This is a genomic window from Pantoea alhagi (assembly GCF_002101395.1).
Lineage (GTDB): Bacteria > Pseudomonadota > Gammaproteobacteria > Enterobacterales > Enterobacteriaceae > Mixta > Mixta alhagi.
The window spans coordinates 1,691,052-1,708,234 of record NZ_CP019706.1 but is presented as its reverse complement, the minus strand read 5'-3'; the positions used below and the strand labels follow the sequence as shown (position 1 = coordinate 1,708,234).

The window sequence follows — 17,183 nt, the reverse complement described above, 5'->3', positions numbered from 1 at the left end:
AGCGTTATTTCTGGCAGCTACGGCAGAAAAAGGTGCTGCGCTGCCCATGTTTAGCGCTTTCGATCGGTGTACCACATACGCGGCAGGGCTCACCGGCGCGGCCATAAACCTGTAGTTCCTGAGCAAAGTAACCTGGCTTGCCATCGCTCTGCAGGAAATCACGTAGCGTGGTGCCGCCCTGCTCAATTGAGCGCAGCAATACTGCTTTAATCACCTTAACCAGCAGCGCGATCTCTTCATGACTCAACGACATGGCCGGTCGATCGGGCAAGATCCCGGCGGCAAACAGCGACTCGCTGGCATAAATATTACCTACGCCCACCACCAGCTTATTATCCATCAGCCAGGGTTTAATGGCGGTACGTTTCCCGCGTGACTTTTCCAACAGATAGTCGGTATTAAAATGCTCGCTTAACGGCTCCGGACCCAAATGCGCCAGCACATTGCTCGCCTGCAAATCCTTACTCCACAGCCAGGCGCCAAAGCGGCGGGGATCGGTATAGCGCAGCACTTTACCGTTGCTCATGACCAAATCGACATGATCGTGCTTTGCCGCAGGAATCGCCTCTGGCAATACGCGCAGGCTGCCTGACATGCCAAGGTGAATAATAATCCAGCCTTCAGGCAGCTCCAGCAGCAGATATTTTGCGCGACGCTGTACGCTCAGCACCGGCTGATCGCTCAGTGCATGAATCTCCTGCGATACAGGCCAGCGTAAACGCGGATTACGCACCACCGCGTGCAGAATGGTTTCGCCTACCAGGTGCGGTTCAATGCCGCGACGGCTGGTTTCTACCTCAGGTAATTCAGGCATGACAGCTCCTCACGTTTTACGGTTTCATAAAAACAAAAAACCCGGCCGAAGCCGGGTTTTTCATGGAAGCCGCAATTATTTAATTTTAGCTTCTTTGTACATCACGTGCTGGCGTACAACCGGATCGAACTTTTTCAGTTCCAGTTTTTCCGGCTTAGTACGTTTGTTCTTCGTGGTGGTATAGAAGTGACCTGTACCAGCAGAGGAAACCAGCTTGATCTTCTCACGAATACCTTTAGCCATGATTCAGTTCCTTAGTACTTCTCACCACGGGCACGCAGATCGGCCAGAACCGTATCGATGCCCTTCTTATCAATTACACGCATACCTTTAGCAGATACACGCAGAGTAACGAAACGTTTCTCGCTCTCAACCCAGAAACGGTGAGAGTGCAGGTTCGGCAGGAAACGGCGTTTCGTCGCGTTCATTGCGTGGGAACGGTTGTTACCGGTCACCGGACGCTTGCCAGTTACTTGGCAGACTCGTGACATGTCAATTCTCCAAAAATCAAATCAGCTCGAGCTTTAAAAATTAGGTCTTGGCCGCCTCGTCAGGCTTGTAGCCCATCCAGGCGAGTTCCATGTGAACCCGCTGAGCAGGCCTAAACGCCAAACCCGAGATTCTCAAAGGTGGCGTAGTATACGCCTTGTATTGCCAGCGCTCAAGTCCCGAACAGATAAAGATCCCTCTGGATCGCCGAAATAGCACAGAAAACAGGCATTTTTTGCTCTCAAAGCCAGCCGCGCTCGGCGAAAGAAACGTATTCTCCCCTGCCAATCACTAAATGGTCGAGCACACGAATATTCATCAGCAGGCAGGCTTGCTTAATACGCTGGGTAATATCCCGATCGGCGGCGCTTGGCTTGGCGCGGCCAGACGGGTGATTGTGCGCCAGAATCAGCGCTGCGGCATTAAGCTTTAGCGCCACACGTACAATTTCGCGCGGATGTACCTCTACGCTGGCGATGGTGCCGATAAACATCTGCTGAGCCTGCAGCACCCGATGCTGATTATCGAGAAAGATAGCCATAAAAATTTCGCGCTCCTGATGCGCCAGCACGCTTTGCAGATACTGCTGCGTCAGTTGAGGATTCTCCAGCACGTTTTCCCGTGCCAGCTGCGCATGGAAAAAACGTCGACCCAGCTCTGCTACGGCATGCAGCTGCGCCAGTTTGGCATTTCCCACGCCTTTAATCGTATCGAATGCGCTTTTTTCAGCGCTCATTAGCAAATACAGAGAGCCAAACGTCGCCAGCAGTTCATGCGCCAGGGCCATGACCGGCTTGCCGCATGTGCCGGTACGTAAAAAAATAGCCAGCAACTCCGCATCGCTTAACGCTGATGCGCCCATCTGCTCTAACTTTTCCCGGGGTTTTAACACGCGCCTCTCCTGCTGGCTGTTGTTACTGTCCGGCCACTACTCTGCGCCGGTCAACGCAATGCAACCAGCGGCAGGATTTAACTTTTCGGGACGTCTCGCAAAGGTGGCTGGATGCTAAACGGCATGGTCAACAGAATGTGTTAAAATCGCGCCATTGTGACAGACCTGGTCCGTCAAAAGGTCAATAAGGGCAGAAGCGAATATGATGGGATTAACCGGTAAACATATTGTATTGGGCGTCAGTGGCGGCATTGCGGCGTATAAAACGCCTGAACTGGTGCGGCGCTTGCGCGATCGCGGCGCGGAAGTTCGCGTAGTCATGACTGAGGCCGCTAAAGCCTTTATCACGCCGCTGACGCTTCAGGCGGTTTCCGGTTATCCGGTTTATGACGATCTGCTCGACCCGGCGGCAGAGGCCGCAATGGGGCATATTGAGCTGGGGAAATGGGCCGATCTGGTTATTCTGGCACCCGCCACAGCGGATTTAATTGCACGCGTAGCGGCAGGCATGGCTAACGATCTGGTCACCACGCTCTGCCTGGCCACCGCAGCGCCCATTGCCGTGGTGCCCGCCATGAATCAGCAAATGTACCGCGCCCTGCCTACCCAGGAAAACTTGCAGCGCCTCACGGGACGCGGTGTGTTGATCTGGGGGCCGGACAGCGGCAGCCAGGCGTGCGGCGATGTGGGGCCGGGCCGCATGCTCGACCCGCTGGCAATTGTTGACCACGCTGTTGCCTGGTCAATGCCCGTCAACGATCTGCAACACCTTAATATTATGATTACCGCTGGCCCAACGCGCGAAGCGCTCGACCCGGTGCGTTATATCTCTAATCACAGCTCGGGTAAGATGGGCTTCGCTATTGCGGCCGCTGCGGCCGCGCGTGGTGCCAACGTTACCCTGGTCGCTGGTCCGGTCGCGATGGCGACGCCCGCAGGCGTAACGCGTATTGACGTTACCAGCGCGCTAGAGATGGAAAAGGCGGTAATGTTGCATATTAGGCAGCAAGATATTTTCATTGGCAGCGCAGCCGTGGCAGACTACCGCGCAGCAGAGGTAGCGCCAGAAAAAATCAAAAAGCAGGGTGATGAAATTACGCTGAAAATGGTAAAAAACCCCGATATTGTCGCAGGCGTTGGCGCTATGCAGGAAGGGCGCCCCTATGTTGTAGGGTTTGCTGCTGAAACCCGTAATGTGGAAGAATACGCTCAACAAAAACGTGTGCGGAAAAATCTGGACCTGATCTGCGCCAATGATGTATCCAAATCCGGGCAAGGTTTCAACAGCGATACTAATGCTCTTCACCTTTTCTGGCAGGAGGGAGAAAAAGTTTTGCCTCTCGCAGATAAAACTCTCCTTGGCCAGCAATTATTAGACGAGATTGTCAGCCGTTATGATGAAAAAAATCGACGTTAAGATTATTGATGCGCGCGTAGGTAACGAATTCCCCCTGCCGACCTATGCCACTTCCGGCTCCGCAGGCCTGGATTTGCGCGCCTGTCTTGATGCCCCGCAGGAGTTGGCGCCCGGCGCCACAACGCTGCTGCCAACCGGCCTGGCGATTCATATTGCCGATCCCTCTCTGGCCGCCGTTATTTTGCCGCGCTCAGGCCTGGGTCATAAGCATGGCATTGTACTGGGCAACCTGGTTGGGCTGATTGACTCTGATTATCAGGGGCAGCTAATGGTTTCCGTATGGAACCGCAGCCAGGAGAGCTTTACTGTCCAGCCTGGCGAGCGCATTGCTCAGCTGGTTTTCGTGCCGGTCGTGCAGGCAGAATTTAATCTGGTTGAAGATTTTGACGCCAGCGCGCGTGGTGAAGGCGGTTTCGGTCACTCTGGCCGGAATTAAACGCACAGCAACACCCTCCGCAACCCGACTTGTTTATTTTTCAGCACCGTGAGATGCCTTCTCACGGATGTTGCGTGGGCCTTTGCCCGTTTATGATAAATCTCAGGGGTTTATAACGTCATGGCAGAAAAAAAAAGCGCGAAAAGGAATCGTCGCGATGAAATCCTGCAGGCTCTGGCGCAAATGCTGGAATCCAGCGACGGGAGTCAGCGTATTACTACCGCTAAGCTGGCCGCTACGGTAGGCGTCTCCGAAGCTGCGCTTTACCGTCATTTTCCCAGTAAAACGCGCATGTTTGATAGCCTGATCGAGTTTATTGAAGATAGCCTGATCACCCGCATCAACGCGATTCTGAAAGATGAAAAAGAGACCATGACGCGTTTGCGTATGATCGTGCAGCTAATCTTAGGTTTTGGCGAGCTTAACCCTGGCCTGACGCGTATTCTTACCGGTCATGCGCTGATGTTCGAACAGGATCGTTTGCAGGGCCGCATTAACCAGCTTTTCGAGCGTATCGAAGCCCAGTTGAGGCAGGTGATGCGCGAGCGCAAAATGCGTGAAGGGCAAGGCTTCGCCACCGACGAAACGCTGCTTGCCAGCCAGCTGCTGGCTTTTTGTGAAGGTATGCTGTCGCGCTTTGTGCGCTCAGAGTTCCGCTATTTGCCTACACAGGAGTTTGACGTACGCTGGCCACTGTTAGCGGCGCAGCTGGTATAGCGCGAGTGCATAAATGTCGCCGGGTCAGCACAAGCCCGGCGATACAACAGCATCTACGCTTAGATACCGTAGGTTTGACGATAGCTACGTACTGCAGCCAGATGGTCAGCCATTTCAGGCTTTTCTTCGAGGTATTCGATCAAATCACTCAGCGTGATAATGGCGGTAACGTGGCATTGATAGTCGCGCTCTACTTCCTGAATCGCTGATATTTCACCGCGTCCCCGCTCCTGACGATCCAGTGAAATCAACACGCCGGCCAGGCTGGCACCGTTAGCCGCGATAATTTCCATTGATTCACGGATGGCAGTGCCAGCGGTGATGACGTCATCGACCAGCATTACGCGTCCTTGTAACGGACTGCCGACTAACGTTCCGCCCTCGCCGTGATCTTTGGCTTCCTTACGGTTAAAGCAGTAAGGCACGTCGCGCTGGTGATGATCCGCGAGCGCAACGGCAGTAGTCGTGGCGATGGGGATGCCTTTGTAAGCCGGACCAAACAACAAATCGAAGTCAACGCCGGAATCAACCAGCGCCTGCGCGTAAAAACGGCCCAACAGTGCCAGGTCGCGTCCGGTATTAAACAGGCCGGCATTAAAGAAATAGGGGCTTTTACGTCCCGATTTCAGGGTAAATTCGCCAAATTTTAATACCTGCTTGTTTAATGCAAACTCAATAAACTCACGCTGCCAGGCTTTCATCTTTACTCTCCTCGAAATTTAACGATAAAAAAGGCGACTCTCTGGTCGCCTGAAATAATTAGTTGCTTAGCGCCGCCTTCTGCGCCTGAATCAAGGTATCGATGCCGTCTCGCGCTAACGCCAGCAGCGTCAGCAATTCTTCGTGGCTGAAGGGTTCGCCTTCGGCTGTGCCCTGAACTTCAATCATGCGGCCATCTTCCATCATCACCACATTCATATCGGTTTCAGCCGCAGAGTCTTCGACATATTCCAGATCGCACAGCGCTTCGCCGTTAACAATGCCAACGGAAATGGCCGCTACCATGCCTTTCATCGGGTTTTTCGCCAGCTTGCCGGCAGCAACCAGCGCATTCAGCGCATCTGCTAACGCCACACAGGCACCGGTAATGGAAGCTGTACGGGTACCGCCGTCAGCCTGCAGCACATCGCAATCAAGAGTAATGGTATATTCACCCAGCGCTTTGAGATCCACTGCGGCGCGCAGCGAGCGCGCAATCAAACGCTGGATCTCAAGCGTACGTCCACCCTGTTTACCTTTTGCGGCTTCACGCGCATTGCGGCTGTGGGTTGAGCGCGGCAGCATGCCGTATTCGGCAGTAATCCAGCCCTGTCCCTGCCCTTTAAGGAAGCGCGGCACGCCCTCTTCTACGGTCGCGTTACAAAGCACTTTGGTATCGCCGAATTCAACCAGTACAGAACCTTCTGCATGTTTGGTGTAGTGACGAGTCAGGGTAACGGGACGCACCTGCTGTGTGAGACGGCCTGCTGGACGCATGGTTTTTCTCCGGCTTGCTAATATTGGCTGCGCATTATACGGTTTTCAGCCTTGCCTGCCTACCGAACATGCTTTTTCAGCGCGCGAAGCGGCATTAATCTTTTTATAACTCATGATGATCAACGGCTATTTCCGTTAACCGGCGCTTATACCTGTTAAGGGAAGGCACGCATCGCTATAATTCCCCCATCTTTCCTGAATACGGGTACGCAAAATGATCCGCAGCATGACCGCCTACGCCCGGCGTGAAACCAAAGGCGAATGGGGCAGCGCAGCCTGGGAGCTGCGTTCCGTGAACCAGCGCTATCTTGAAACTTATATTCGCCTGCCGGAGCAGTTCCGCAGCCTGGAGCCGGTTATTCGTGAGCGTCTGCGTAATCGCCTGACGCGCGGGAAGATTGAATGCAATTTACGCTTCGATGCCGACCCGAGCGCGCAAAGCGCCTTAATCCTGAATCAGCCGCTGGCCAAACAGTTACTGGAAGCTGCGCAGTGGGTGAAACAGCAAAACGCCGATGGCGCGATTAATCCGGTCGATATTTTGCGCTGGCCTGGCGTGATGTCCGCCGAAGATCAGGATTTAGACGCGATTAACGCAGAATTGATTGCCACGCTGGAGCTGGCGATTGATGATTTTATCGCCGCGCGTGAAAGCGAAGGCGCCGCGCTGAAAGCAATGATTGAGCAGCGCCTTGAGGGCGTGAGTGCTGAAGTGAAGAAAGTACGCGCCTGGATGCCGGAGGTGCTGAAATGGCAGCGCGATCGCCTGGTAACCAAACTGGAAGAGGCCGAGCTACAGCTGGACAACAATCGCGTTGAGCAGGAACTGGTGATGATGGCTCAGCGTATCGATGTGGCCGAGGAGCTGGATCGCCTTGAAGCGCATGTTAAAGAAACCTATAACATCCTGAAAAAGAAAGAGGCCGTTGGCCGCCGTCTTGACTTCATGATGCAGGAATTTAACCGCGAATCGAACACGCTGGCGTCAAAATCTATTAATGCCGATGTAACCGCTTCAGCGATTGAACTGAAAGTGCTTATTGAGCAAATGCGCGAGCAGATTCAGAATATTGAGTAGCATTGCATACTGTCGCACCCAGTAGCAGAAAACCAATCAAGCCCGTTAATTGCGGGCTTTTTTTATTTTCATGCTGTTGTAGTCAACGCGTATATTAAATTGATGAACTGGTATCGTGGTACATAATTAGTTCTTTATTATTAAATTGTTATTTTTTTTCCGTAAAAACGGTGCAATGAGCGTAGAGCGTCCGCTATGCCCCTGCCCGGAATCTGTAAAAAATTACGGACAGGGGCTGTACAACGTTTACACTCTGACCTTTCACCGCGTATTATTCCTTGTGAAGACATCAACGGACGATAACACAAGGAATGTATCACGATGACCGCACTACAGTTTCCCTGCACCATCTTCAAAACCCAAAACAGGATGGACGACTACGACGCCAGTGATATGCGCTGCGGGGATCTGACCGAAGCACAGTTAAAATCTTATTACCGACTGAATTACATTTCTGACCGGGTTGATCCTTACACTCTGACCCGGCGCTCTTCAATGGATCGTCCTCAGTCCATGTTCTGCTGTAATCTGCGTAGCCACAGTGAAAAGATTACCCGCCAGCAATGCGCCGCAATGCTGTTTGATGAATTCCGCTCGTTATCCCGCAAATTTTCCCTTTACGGGCCTTACAGTCACCTGATCGAAAAGATGATCACTCACATGCAGAAAGGCAACGGAACCCCCTTCCGTGATGTGTCTCTGGACAGGGCTTTAAAGGATCATATTATCAGGGATAACTCACCAGATAATAGTACACGTCTGTTATTGAAAGAGGCTCTTAGTTCTTATATCGATTGGGCAAATAAATACTTTCCAGCGGGAGAGAAGGACCGGCTAAGAAAAGTTATTTTGGGTGGCAAATTACCCAAATTTGACAGGTTACAGGATAATTATAACGGTATGGGCATTACCGTTCATGATACCTGGGTAACGCATATAACCATAAGGTCACTACAGATTGAAAAAGACGAATACCGGGCAGTGGTGCATTACAAGGTGCAGGATCACTTTGGCCTCGACAGCGACGATATGCTGAAAACAAAATTCAGCCAGTTCCATTTCTTCCGTATCTGGTTTGTACTCCAGCGATACAATCAGTTTGGTTTTAAACCTTTTATGACCAATATGGAAGCCACCATAGATATTTCCGGGAGCCGCGATGAAAGCAAAAAGTAAAAAAACGCTTTATGCTCTGTTACTGATTGGCTGTGCCTTGCTGGGCATCTCCCTGCGGTTGTCGTTACGTTCGGTAGAGGTTGTGGCGGTTCATGAGGATGGAGAGTTTAGCTCTGTTCTTGTAAGAAATTTCCCTTTTACTGATCGGGGGAAAATAAGCTGGTGGCTAAAAAACAAGGATATATTGAAAGTAAAATATAATATTCCAAAACCTGCAAATGACGGTTTTTTCTCCATAGTATTTTGGGATTTTGGTGAGGGCTACAAAGAAGAAGGAAAATATGACAGGCGTTGCTTTGAAGATATGAAACCACCTAAAAATTGTATAGAAAAAAACAGAGTTTTCTCTGTTAGTGACAGTAAAAACATGGGACTTTCTTTTACTACTCATGATGAAATATATCGCATGAGGAAAAACGGGAAGATAGTAAAAGACGAGTCTGATTAGTATCACTATAAAATCGCTACAGGTTGATAATGACCATTACCGGGCAGTGGTGCATTACAAAGTACAGGACCACTTTGGCCTCGACAGCGATGATATTCTGAAAACAAAATTCAGCCAGTTTCATTTCTTCCGCATCTGGTTTGTTCTCCAGCGGTACAATCAGTTTGGTTTCAAGCCATTTATGACCAATATGGAAGCAACCGTAGAAATCACAGGGGGGCGCAATGAAAGTAATAAATAAAAAAATTTTGATTCTATTTTCCCTGGCTGTTTGTGTTTTACTGGGTTACTGGATTTGGCTGTGTTTACGTCCTGTAGAGATTGTCGCGGTTCATCAGGAAAATAACTATAGCGATGTTTTAGTTAGAAGCTTCCCACCGACAGATAAGGGGAAAATAATCTGGTGGCTTGAAAATAAAAACATATTGAAAGAAAAATATGGTATTCCAAAGCCTAGCCCAGATGGATCTTTCGTAGTTGTATTTTGGGATTTTGGCGATGGTTATAAAGAAACAGATGGATATGACAATCTTTGTTTCAAAGATATGAAACCACCGATGAATTGTACAGAAAAAAACTCTCTCCTTATGGTGAGGAACAGTGAAAATACAGGGAGTTATTTTGTTCTGGATAGTGGAACATATCGTATGAATAATAAAGGGGATATAGTAAAGAACAAATCGGATTAGATCCGCTCCCCTCGCGTAGAGACTGCAATAAAATCATCCGCGCGACCCAACCTTGCATCAGCAAAGCGGAAGTAGGAAAATATTCAGGAGGCTATCTCGACGGAGAGAAAAGCGGCAACGCCTTACCGCCTGCCTCAACTCCTTTCAGTAAGGCAATTGCGTGTAAGGCAGCGTGATGAAAAGTAGAAATGGTCGTGCGCCTTTTTCAGCACCTTTAGATAGCTATTCAATCCCATATGGATTTGGCCCTATATATCCAGACGTCTTTTCTCTCTTACGGTTGCGATAACTTCCTGCGTATATATTCCCGTGGTGAACGGTATCCCAGCGCGCTGTGCGGATGATGTTCGTTGTAATGACTGAACGCCACAGCCAGGTTCGTCACCGCTGCCTCGCTGTCCGGTTTCGGCATGAAGCTGATGTAGTCCCGCTTTATCGTTTTCACGAAGCTTTCTGCTATGCCGTTGCTTTCCGGGCTACGAACTGCTGTTGTGCACGGCTCAGGTCCCAGCATCCGGGCGAACGCCCGTGTTTCATGCGCTCTGTAGGCTGAACCGTTATCCGTCAGCCATTCCAGCGACTCTGTGGGCAACTGCCTTCCGAAGCGTTTTTCCACCGCGCCCAGCATCACATCCTGCACCGTTTCTATGTCATAGCCTCCGGTGCTTGCTGCCCAGTCAATGATCTCCCTGTCACAGCAGTCCTGTGCGAAGGTCACCCGCAGCTTTTCGCCATCTGAGCACCAGCGCCGGTTACTTTCAGCTACCGCCACGCGCCCCTTGTGGGCGCACTTCTGGCGAGGATCAGCAGGTTTACGCTCAAGAAGCAGATGGTGTGCTCTCATAATGCGATACACCCGCTTCGCATTGACCAACAGGCAGGCCATCCCGCTCTGACTCCCGTCGCAGCAGCGCCCACACGCGGCGATAGCCATACGTCGGCAGGTCAGACACCGCCGTGTTTATCCGGGATAACACGGCGGTGTCGTCAGAGCGGGGCTGCCGTCTGCGATCCTGCCAGTCAGGTGGCCGGTGAATTCTGATGCTCAGTTGCGCACGCGACACACCAATACTCCCGCAGACGTCGGTCAGTCGTCGTCCCCGGGCAACAAGGGCGCATGCGCAATCCATTTTTTTGCCCGACCGAACTCCACGGCCTCTTTAAGGATCTCGGCTTCCATCGTCTTTTTGCCCAGAAGGCGCTGGAGTTCACGGATTTGCTTATTGGCCGCAGCAAGTTCACACGCGGGTACAACCTCTTCACCTGATGCCACGGCGGTCAGAGAACCATCTTCACACTGCCTGCGCCATTTGAAGATCTGGTTAGCATTGATACCATGCAGGCGAGCGACATGAGACACGGTCATGCCGGGTTCCATAGTCTGCTGAATAATGGCAATTTTTTCCTGCGGTGTACGACGCCGACGCCGCTCAGGTCCTGATAACACTTCAACCATCTTATTATTCTGACTGGTGTTAATCATAGTTCCAAGACTACCTCTTATTTTAAGAGAGGCGAAGTGTCTGGTGATCTATGGGGCCAGTCTAGTGTCTTACTACCCTCCCAAAAGAACCCAGCGTAATAGCGCTGAAAACCAGTCTTAGACAACAGTTAGGGCGTTCATGCTTGACTGCCTTACTAACCCGGCACAGAACAGTACTATTCAATGAGTGCGAGATCTGGAGTCAGTGGCCACACTGCGTTGAGCAATTAAGCAGCATATACAACATAGCATCTGCTTACGGTGTACTTAAGGGTGTAGCTAATCGAAATGATGATTAGATAAAACACTTGTAAATCAAAGCATATATAGCATTACTCAACATTGAGATCCAACTGTCGCACTCAATAGCAGAAAACCAATCAAGCCCGTTAATTGCGGGCTTTTTTATTTTTATTGGTTACCGCGTTACTCGCTTCAATGTGCGTTTGCTGGCGAATAACCAGCAAACGGGGCGTGAATGATTTCTGCACAAGATTTTACGCCTTTGCCTCATTCCCTTACGCTTTACGCAATGCTTAAATCGTTTCAGGCCCAATTCTGGAGGTAACATGCTGCCATCACACACGCTGAGTCTGACCATCACACGCCATTGGCTGGATCTCTATGAAACTATCTGGAAACCAGAATATTTCCCAAAGTGGGTTTCCCAGTTAGGCGAAGCGCCGTTACAGGCAGAAGGCAGTTACTGGAAAGCCAAAGGCACTGATGGAGCGTTAAAGGTCCGCTTTTCCGGGCACAACACCTATGGGGTAATGGATTACTGGATTGATAATGGTTTTGGTAAGGAGATCTATATGCCGATGCGTATTGTCCCTAATCAGGAAGGTGCGCAGGTGCTGCTGACCCATTTTCGTCAACCTTTAACCTCCGATGAAAAATTCCAACAGGAATTAGCACTACTGGAGCAGAACCTGCAGCGGCTTTATCAGCGCGTAACGGCCTGTTCCTGATATCGAAGCGCCAGAAAGCGTCATCCTGTTGGCGCTTTTCTGCGTTATCAAGAAAGCAGACCTGACGCCGCTTTTCATAAATTTAATCAGTCGCGATACCAGATACTCTTATCTTGCTGATTTTATTCAGGGTCAGGTCGGTAAAGAGTCATGTCATGACTCTGTTATACCATCTTTATCAGATGGCACAGACAGCATTCGGGCTGCTTTTTAACCACTCTTTTTAGCTACCTCCGGATCTGATAAAAACTTAGCATGGAATAACCGTGCAGAAAATTTACACATTTATGTGTAAAAAAAAGAGCTATTATTAGCCCAACTTATCTATGAAGAATGCGATAAATCTGAAGCAACAACTAAAAAAAACCATATAATCAGTGAATTAATATTAGCACCCGTGAATTATTCCTTAATTCATTAAAAACTACTTAAGCGTAATCATTCCTTTTCTGATTTGTTTTTTTTAATACATTCATTTCTAACATCCATTTACTATTGGATTTCTAGTTTCAGATATTTCTCATGGTGATTCTTAACAGGAAAAAAGTTATAAATCTTCCTGCACACAGCAATTTCTAATAATCAGACATTCCAGGAATTTCCTATGGAACGCATATCTCTGCAAGACTTTACTGAGCAAGAATTTGTTAATATTGCACGTAAAATATTATTAGCTGATTTCGAAACTACCGAAGGATTATTGCAAGCAGTGACGGAATTTGTTCTGTTAGCAGGACATCCCGCGGGTACCGATCTTATTCTTTATCCTCAGGATTTTAATATCAGCACACCACAAAGCATGGTAGATGTGATAAAAAGCTGGCGGACTCAGCATGGACTGCCTGGTTTCAGGGATGATTACCTTGCTATAGCATTATAATAAAAAGCATTTTTATTTCTATAAAATAAAAAATAATTTTAAGGTGTTTTGCCAACACCGTTTTCTTTAGCACCACGGATATAAGATGTCTTTGAAACAAAAAGCAATTAATGGTGCAAAATGGTCAGCCATTTCTTCAGTAATGACGATTGGACTTGGCATTTTGCAGCTAGCTCTGCTTGCCAGAATGATTGATCCGAAACAATTTGGTTTATTAACTATTGCTTTGGTTATTTTAACGCTGGTAGATACGCTTTCCGACTTTGGTTTATCCAACTCAGTTATACAGCGGAAAAGCATGTCTGAAACGGAGCTATCAACTTTATACTGGCTAAATATTTTTATTGGCCTGGCCGTTTTCGCCATTATCTATTTGAGTAGCCATGCTATTAGCGTATTACTTCAGCAACCAGAACTGAATGAGCTTATTGAGACGCTATCTGTTGCCTTTCTTATCATTCCGCAGGGACAGCAGTTTCGGGCTTTATTGCAAAAAGAGCTGGCGTTTACGCTTATAGGGCGTACCGAGGTTATAGCAGCAATATCAGGGTTTGCTGTGACGTTACTTTCTGCTGTATGGTCGCCCTCGGCGCTTTGCGCTATCTGGGGATACCTGACGATGATTTCCATACGCATGCTGCTGTTTTGCTACTACGGTGGAAAAATATACCGCCCTCAATTTGTTTTTGAGTTGAAGAGCGTGCGCAGTAATTTACGTTACGGCGGCTATTTGACAGCAGATAGTCTGATTAACCAGCTTGGTATGAATATGCCTACTATGCTGCTGTCACGCCTGCTGGGTGCGGTTGCAACCGGAGGATATAACCTGGCTTATAACTTTGCCGTTATGCCGCCTGCAAAGATCAACCCTATTCTGTCGCGCGTGTTATTTCCCGCCTTTGCGCAGATGCAGGATGACCAGCCACGTTTACGACATAACTTCTATAAGATGTTATCCATCATGAGCCTGCTGAATTTCGTTGCGCTATTGGGTATGGCTGGCATCGCTCATAATTTAGTGTTGAGCTTGTTTGGCGAGCGCTGGTTGTTTATTGCACCGGTCCTGCAGATATTGTGTATCGCAGGCATCATGCGAGCCATTAACAATCCTGTAGGCGCTCTGGTAATGGCAAAAGGTGCAGTTGATATCAGTTCAAAGCTTAATGCGCTTCGGTTAGCGATTTCTGTACCGGTTATCTGGTTAGGCGCGCAGTGGGGCGGGCTGACAGGTGCCACTATCGGTTTTACCGCGTTACAAATTTTCACCGCGCTGACAAACTATTTTGTATTAATACGCCCAATTCTGGGTGCCAGCGCTAAAGCTTATTTAACCAGCCAGTGGCTGCCGCTGCGTATGGCGCTGCCAACGCTTTGGATTAGCTACGCGCTTGGCTACGCATTAGAAGAGATGCTGCCGGTTGCGCTTACGCTTACCATTCAAATTGCCGCTGGCGGACTGGTTTGGGTTTTAATGCTCTTGAGGAGTCAGGATCCGCTGATACTCGAACTCAAACAGATTGTGCTGCGTAAAACGGGCGCGGCCAGGACGTTTAAAAAGAATGAAAAATTAATATAATAATAAAAGCTGTTAATGGGTGGATAAATGCCTGTAAACAGGTATTTTTACTAAGCGCGCTGCTACAGCGCGCTTTTTTTATTTTTTGGCGTCCTTTCTCCCCGCTTCGCATAAACAAAGATAATCCGAAAGCGAATGCCTTAGAAATTTTCACTCGTCTACACTCAGAGAAGCGCTGTAGGCTTGCCACTGTTTCCCTGGAGCTGGCTATGTTACTGACCGTACTCTATATCATTGGCATTACTGCCGAAGCCATGACCGGCGCGCTTGCTGCCGGACGACGAAAAATGGATCTCTTCGGCGTTATTATTATTGCGTCGGTAACCGCCATTGGCGGTGGTTCAGTGCGTGACATGCTGTTAGGTCATTACCCGCTCGGTTGGGTAAAGCATCCTGAATACATCATGATTGTTGCTGCCGCAGCCGTAGTCACCACGGTTGTTGCTCCTCTGATGACCCATCTTCGCAAGGTATTTCTGGTGCTGGACGCATTAGGGTTAGTGGTTTTTTCCATTATTGGCGCTCAGGTTGCGCTTGATATGGGACACGCTTCCATTATTGCTGCTATTAGCGCAGTCATTACCGGTGTGTTCGGCGGCGTACTGCGTGATATGTTTTGCAACCGTATTCCGCTGGTGTTTCAGAAAGAACTGTATGCCGGGATCGCTTTTGCTGCAGGCTGGCTTTATATCTTGCTGCTAAAAACGCCGCTATCTCATGAAACGGTAATCCTTATTACCTTGCTGTTCGGCTTTCTTTCCCGTCTATTGGCGTTGCGCTTTCGTCTGGGGCTGCCCATTTTCAATTACCCACATCCGGAACATTAGCAGGCTGACTTACCGGCAACGCCAGCGATTCAGAATCCGGTAACGACGCCTCTTCCTTTCCTTTTCGTGCCGCTTGCCACTGCTGAATAACATCGATCATTTCTTTTACCTGTTTATCCTTTAGCCAGAGATCAATGCGCTGTGCCAGTGTTTTGCCGATGCCAGGCAACTGTTGCCAGCTTTGCAGGCTGCGCGACAGCAGCTGAGGCCAGTTATTATCCGGTAACGCGTTGAGCGCGGCAGTGGGTAAAGGAACACCAAGCGCCTTTACCCAACGGCGAAAAGGCTGATGCTGCACCTGGTTAAAGTAATGTACGATTTGCCTGGCCCGTTGCGGCGTTATACCCGGCACGTCTGAAAGCTGCTCGCTACTCATGTTGAGCCAGGAAAAAAGATGTACGAAATCTGGATGCTGCAGCAGGCGCTGCCAGGTACTGCGCTGGATTCCCGGTAAATCGAGCCCTTCCCGTTGGCTTAACCAGCTCAGACGGGAAAGCAGCTGTTTCCGACATTCCGCACTGTTATAAAAGCAGCTCAGGCTGTGATAATTCTGCGAAGCTGGAGGTTCAGGCCGATGGCGTTGCATAACTCGCCAAATCACTTTTTCAAGATGCGGGATTCCCTGCCCTGCCAGACTAATTGCTACCTGATCGCCGGGAACAATATTTAATGCCTGCCACCGCGCCAAAGAACCCAGGCTCACTCGACGCACGGTTTTATCATCCAACTGCACGGGCGCAACGTTTAGCACTACCGAGATTTTCCCGGTGCGCCCTATTGGAAAATCAATGGACTGCACTTCGCTGCTGATAACCGGCGGGTTATATTTCCAGGCAGCCACTTCTTCACTGTTTCCGGGCAACCATTGCTTACCGGCTGAACGGCGATCCTGATGAATCACCACGCCATCAGTCACAAAAGGAAGCGGCGCGCGAAACCAACGCGCACGCCACAAAGCCACCTCTTCTTCACTGTTTACCGGCTGTGTCCAGGCGCTGGCTAAGCCAAAGCCTAACTGCTTAAGTGCCGTTTGCCGCTGCGCCATAGTTTGTGGCCCATCTGGCCACGCCCAAATAAAGATACCCAGCCGTGAAAGCAAGGACGAAGGCTGTTGGCGCATTAGCGCACCCGCGACCTGAGCACGCGCGTTTTTCCCGCCGTCTGTGGCCTGTTGATGATCGGTCACGGTTAAGAAGAGTTCACCCTGCAATACCAGTACAGGCCTTTTATCGGGAATGACTTGAGGAAGCGCGGGAATATAAGCGGCTTTATTCAGCCAGTTCTGCCCTTTTAGGCCATCGCCACGGCTAATCAACGAGGCCAGTTTTCCCTGACGATACACTAACGTTACGGCGACGCCATCAACTTTCGGCTGTATCCATAATGGCCCTTTGCCCTGCATCCAGTAGGCTACCGCCAGCTTATCCGGTAATTTTTTTACTCCTGTATGGGCAACAGGATGATCGACCGTACCGTTATCTGCCCAGACCGAACGATCCGGCACCGTTGCGGGTTGAAAACAGCGCTGCCATTGCCGTAACCGCTGTTGCAGGCTGTCATAAAGCGCGTCATCAATCAGCGTCTGGCCGTCACGATAGTAAGCATTGTCCCAGTTGCGTAGCTGCTGCTGAAGATAAGCGATCTCTTCCGATGCCCTTGCTGGCGTCCAGCGAGGGCACAGCGCCTGCGCTGCGCCGGCAAACAGGCACAGCAGCCATAAGGCCATCTTTCCTGACATAGTTCCTCCTTGCTTTCAACTGCCTCAGTAAAACGGATTAAAGGCAACGCAGCGAGAAGCAAAGAATGAAACTGGA

Annotated in this window: 18 protein-coding genes and 2 pseudogenes; 12 read left to right on the top strand and 8 right to left on the bottom strand. The window is 49.8% G+C overall.

The features are described from left to right. Positions 1–4: 4 nt before the first annotated feature. The 4 genes from mutM to radC all read right to left on the bottom strand — a co-directional run bounded on the left by mutM (position 5) and on the right by radC (position 2,195). Entirely contained in the window at positions 5–814 is an 810-nt protein-coding gene (gene mutM, locus B1H58_RS07995) for a bifunctional DNA-formamidopyrimidine glycosylase/DNA-(apurinic or apyrimidinic site) lyase (RefSeq protein ID WP_085069288.1), read from the bottom strand. A gap of 75 nt (positions 815–889) precedes the next feature. After that, positions 890–1,057, bottom strand: a complete 168-nt coding sequence (rpmG, locus tag B1H58_RS07990) for a 50S ribosomal protein L33 (protein ID WP_013094893.1) — start codon at positions 1,055–1,057, stop codon at positions 890–892. An 11-nt stretch (positions 1,058–1,068) separates the two neighbouring features. Beyond that, positions 1,069–1,305: a 50S ribosomal protein L28 gene (gene rpmB, locus B1H58_RS07985; RefSeq protein WP_038629143.1), complete on the bottom strand. Its 237-nt coding sequence runs from the start codon at positions 1,303–1,305 to the stop codon at positions 1,069–1,071. Between the two features lie 239 nt (positions 1,306–1,544). Beyond that, positions 1,545–2,195, bottom strand: coding sequence for a RadC family protein (gene radC, locus B1H58_RS07980; protein ID WP_257788821.1), 651 nt, complete (start codon positions 2,193–2,195; stop codon positions 1,545–1,547). 202 nt (positions 2,196–2,397) lie between these two features. Here radC and coaBC point away from each other — a divergent pair, with 202 nt between their 5' ends. The 3 genes from coaBC to slmA all read left to right on the top strand — a co-directional run bounded on the left by coaBC (position 2,398) and on the right by slmA (position 4,765). Further along, the gene (gene coaBC, locus B1H58_RS07975) at positions 2,398–3,612 is read left to right on the top strand and encodes a bifunctional phosphopantothenoylcysteine decarboxylase/phosphopantothenate--cysteine ligase CoaBC (RefSeq protein ID WP_085069287.1); all 1,215 of its coding nucleotides are present in this window, start codon (positions 2,398–2,400) and stop codon (positions 3,610–3,612) included. Beyond that, the gene (dut, locus tag B1H58_RS07970; protein WP_085069286.1) at positions 3,590–4,048 is read left to right on the top strand and encodes a dUTP diphosphatase; all 459 of its coding nucleotides are present in this window, start codon (positions 3,590–3,592) and stop codon (positions 4,046–4,048) included. The genes coaBC and dut overlap by 23 nt, the downstream gene beginning before the upstream one ends. A 120-nt stretch (positions 4,049–4,168) precedes the next feature. After that, positions 4,169–4,765, top strand: coding sequence for a nucleoid occlusion factor SlmA (slmA, locus tag B1H58_RS07965; protein WP_085069285.1), 597 nt, complete (start codon positions 4,169–4,171; stop codon positions 4,763–4,765). 59 nt (positions 4,766–4,824) lie between these two features. Here slmA and pyrE read toward each other — a convergent pair whose 3' ends face one another. Together pyrE and rph are read right to left on the bottom strand one after the other, a co-directional pair. Then, entirely contained in the window at positions 4,825–5,466 is a 642-nt protein-coding gene (pyrE, locus tag B1H58_RS07960) for an orotate phosphoribosyltransferase (protein ID WP_085069284.1), read from the bottom strand. Between the two features lie 58 nt (positions 5,467–5,524). Beyond that, positions 5,525–6,241, bottom strand: a complete 717-nt coding sequence (gene rph / locus B1H58_RS07955; RefSeq protein ID WP_085069282.1) for a ribonuclease PH — start codon at positions 6,239–6,241, stop codon at positions 5,525–5,527. Positions 6,242–6,455: 214 nt separating this feature from the next. On the opposite strand from rph, the gene B1H58_RS07950 reads away from it, so the two are divergent. From B1H58_RS07950 to B1H58_RS07930, 5 genes and pseudogenes are all read left to right on the top strand, one after another. Next, complete coding sequence (locus tag B1H58_RS07950) at positions 6,456–7,319, top strand: YicC/YloC family endoribonuclease (protein WP_085069280.1); 864 nt, start codon at positions 6,456–6,458, stop codon at positions 7,317–7,319. 321 nt (positions 7,320–7,640) lie between these two features. Next, entirely contained in the window at positions 7,641–8,495 is an 855-nt protein-coding gene (locus tag B1H58_RS07945) for a YPO3983 family protein (RefSeq protein ID WP_085069278.1), read from the top strand. Beyond that, complete coding sequence (locus B1H58_RS07940) at positions 8,479–8,943, top strand: DUF943 family protein (RefSeq protein ID WP_085069276.1); 465 nt, start codon at positions 8,479–8,481, stop codon at positions 8,941–8,943. Before B1H58_RS07945 ends, B1H58_RS07940 begins: the two co-directional genes overlap by 17 nt. A gap of 1 nt (position 8,944) precedes the next feature. Beyond that, positions 8,945–9,184 (top strand): annotated as a pseudogene (locus B1H58_RS07935) (DUF3289 family protein); the annotation flags it as partial. Further along, positions 9,168–9,632, top strand: coding sequence for a DUF943 family protein (locus B1H58_RS07930; RefSeq protein WP_085069272.1), 465 nt, complete (start codon positions 9,168–9,170; stop codon positions 9,630–9,632). The pseudogene B1H58_RS07935 and the gene B1H58_RS07930, both read left to right, overlap by 17 nt. Positions 9,633–9,906: 274 nt before the next feature. Here B1H58_RS07930 and B1H58_RS07925 read toward each other — a convergent pair. Further along, positions 9,907–11,088 (bottom strand): annotated as a pseudogene (locus B1H58_RS07925) (IS3 family transposase). A gap of 596 nt (positions 11,089–11,684) precedes the next feature. On the opposite strand from B1H58_RS07925, the gene B1H58_RS07920 reads away from it, so the two are divergent. From B1H58_RS07920 to B1H58_RS07905, 4 genes are all read left to right on the top strand, one after another. Beyond that, entirely contained in the window at positions 11,685–12,086 is a 402-nt protein-coding gene (locus B1H58_RS07920) for a polyketide cyclase (RefSeq protein WP_085069270.1), read from the top strand. A gap of 604 nt (positions 12,087–12,690) precedes the next feature. Next, positions 12,691–12,966: a bacteriocin immunity protein gene (locus B1H58_RS07915; protein WP_085069268.1), complete on the top strand. Its 276-nt coding sequence runs from the start codon at positions 12,691–12,693 to the stop codon at positions 12,964–12,966. 85 nt (positions 12,967–13,051) lie between these two features. Continuing rightward, positions 13,052–14,542, top strand: coding sequence for an MOP flippase family protein (locus B1H58_RS07910; RefSeq protein ID WP_085069266.1), 1,491 nt, complete (start codon positions 13,052–13,054; stop codon positions 14,540–14,542). Between the two features lie 209 nt (positions 14,543–14,751). Beyond that, entirely contained in the window at positions 14,752–15,369 is a 618-nt protein-coding gene (locus B1H58_RS07905) for a trimeric intracellular cation channel family protein (RefSeq protein ID WP_085069264.1), read from the top strand. On the opposite strand, the gene ligB is transcribed toward B1H58_RS07905, so the two are convergent. Then, a complete protein-coding gene (gene ligB / locus B1H58_RS07900) occupies positions 15,344–17,107 on the bottom strand; it encodes an NAD-dependent DNA ligase LigB (protein WP_085069263.1) in 1,764 nt (587 codons plus the stop codon). The genes B1H58_RS07905 and ligB overlap by 26 nt on opposite strands. Between the last annotated feature and the right edge of the window lie 76 nt (positions 17,108–17,183).

Bases quoted from the DNA above. Each gene is read 5' to 3' on its own strand.
- mutM (WP_085069288.1), bottom strand. From the start codon at position 814: ATGCCTGAATTACCTGAGGTAGAAACCAGCCGTCGCGGCATTGAACCG.
- rpmG (WP_013094893.1), bottom strand. From the start codon at position 1,057: ATGGCTAAAGGTATTCGTGAGAAGATCAAGCTGGTTTCCTCTGCTGGT.
- rpmB (WP_038629143.1), bottom strand. From the start codon at position 1,305: ATGTCACGAGTCTGCCAAGTAACTGGCAAGCGTCCGGTGACCGGTAAC.
- coaBC (WP_085069287.1), top strand. From the start codon at position 2,398: ATGATGGGATTAACCGGTAAACATATTGTATTGGGCGTCAGTGGCGGC.
- dut (WP_085069286.1), top strand. From the start codon at position 3,590: ATGATGAAAAAAATCGACGTTAAGATTATTGATGCGCGCGTAGGTAAC.
- slmA (WP_085069285.1), top strand. From the start codon at position 4,169: ATGGCAGAAAAAAAAAGCGCGAAAAGGAATCGTCGCGATGAAATCCTG.
- pyrE (WP_085069284.1), bottom strand. From the start codon at position 5,466: ATGAAAGCCTGGCAGCGTGAGTTTATTGAGTTTGCATTAAACAAGCAG.
- rph (WP_085069282.1), bottom strand. From the start codon at position 6,241: ATGCGTCCAGCAGGCCGTCTCACACAGCAGGTGCGTCCCGTTACCCTG.
- B1H58_RS07950 (WP_085069280.1), top strand. From the start codon at position 6,456: ATGATCCGCAGCATGACCGCCTACGCCCGGCGTGAAACCAAAGGCGAA.
- B1H58_RS07945 (WP_085069278.1), top strand. From the start codon at position 7,641: ATGACCGCACTACAGTTTCCCTGCACCATCTTCAAAACCCAAAACAGG.
- B1H58_RS07940 (WP_085069276.1), top strand. From the start codon at position 8,479: ATGAAAGCAAAAAGTAAAAAAACGCTTTATGCTCTGTTACTGATTGGC.
- B1H58_RS07930 (WP_085069272.1), top strand. From the start codon at position 9,168: ATGAAAGTAATAAATAAAAAAATTTTGATTCTATTTTCCCTGGCTGTT.
- B1H58_RS07920 (WP_085069270.1), top strand. From the start codon at position 11,685: ATGCTGCCATCACACACGCTGAGTCTGACCATCACACGCCATTGGCTG.
- B1H58_RS07915 (WP_085069268.1), top strand. From the start codon at position 12,691: ATGGAACGCATATCTCTGCAAGACTTTACTGAGCAAGAATTTGTTAAT.
- B1H58_RS07910 (WP_085069266.1), top strand. From the start codon at position 13,052: ATGTCTTTGAAACAAAAAGCAATTAATGGTGCAAAATGGTCAGCCATT.
- B1H58_RS07905 (WP_085069264.1), top strand. From the start codon at position 14,752: ATGTTACTGACCGTACTCTATATCATTGGCATTACTGCCGAAGCCATG.
- ligB (WP_085069263.1), bottom strand. From the start codon at position 17,107: ATGTCAGGAAAGATGGCCTTATGGCTGCTGTGCCTGTTTGCCGGCGCA.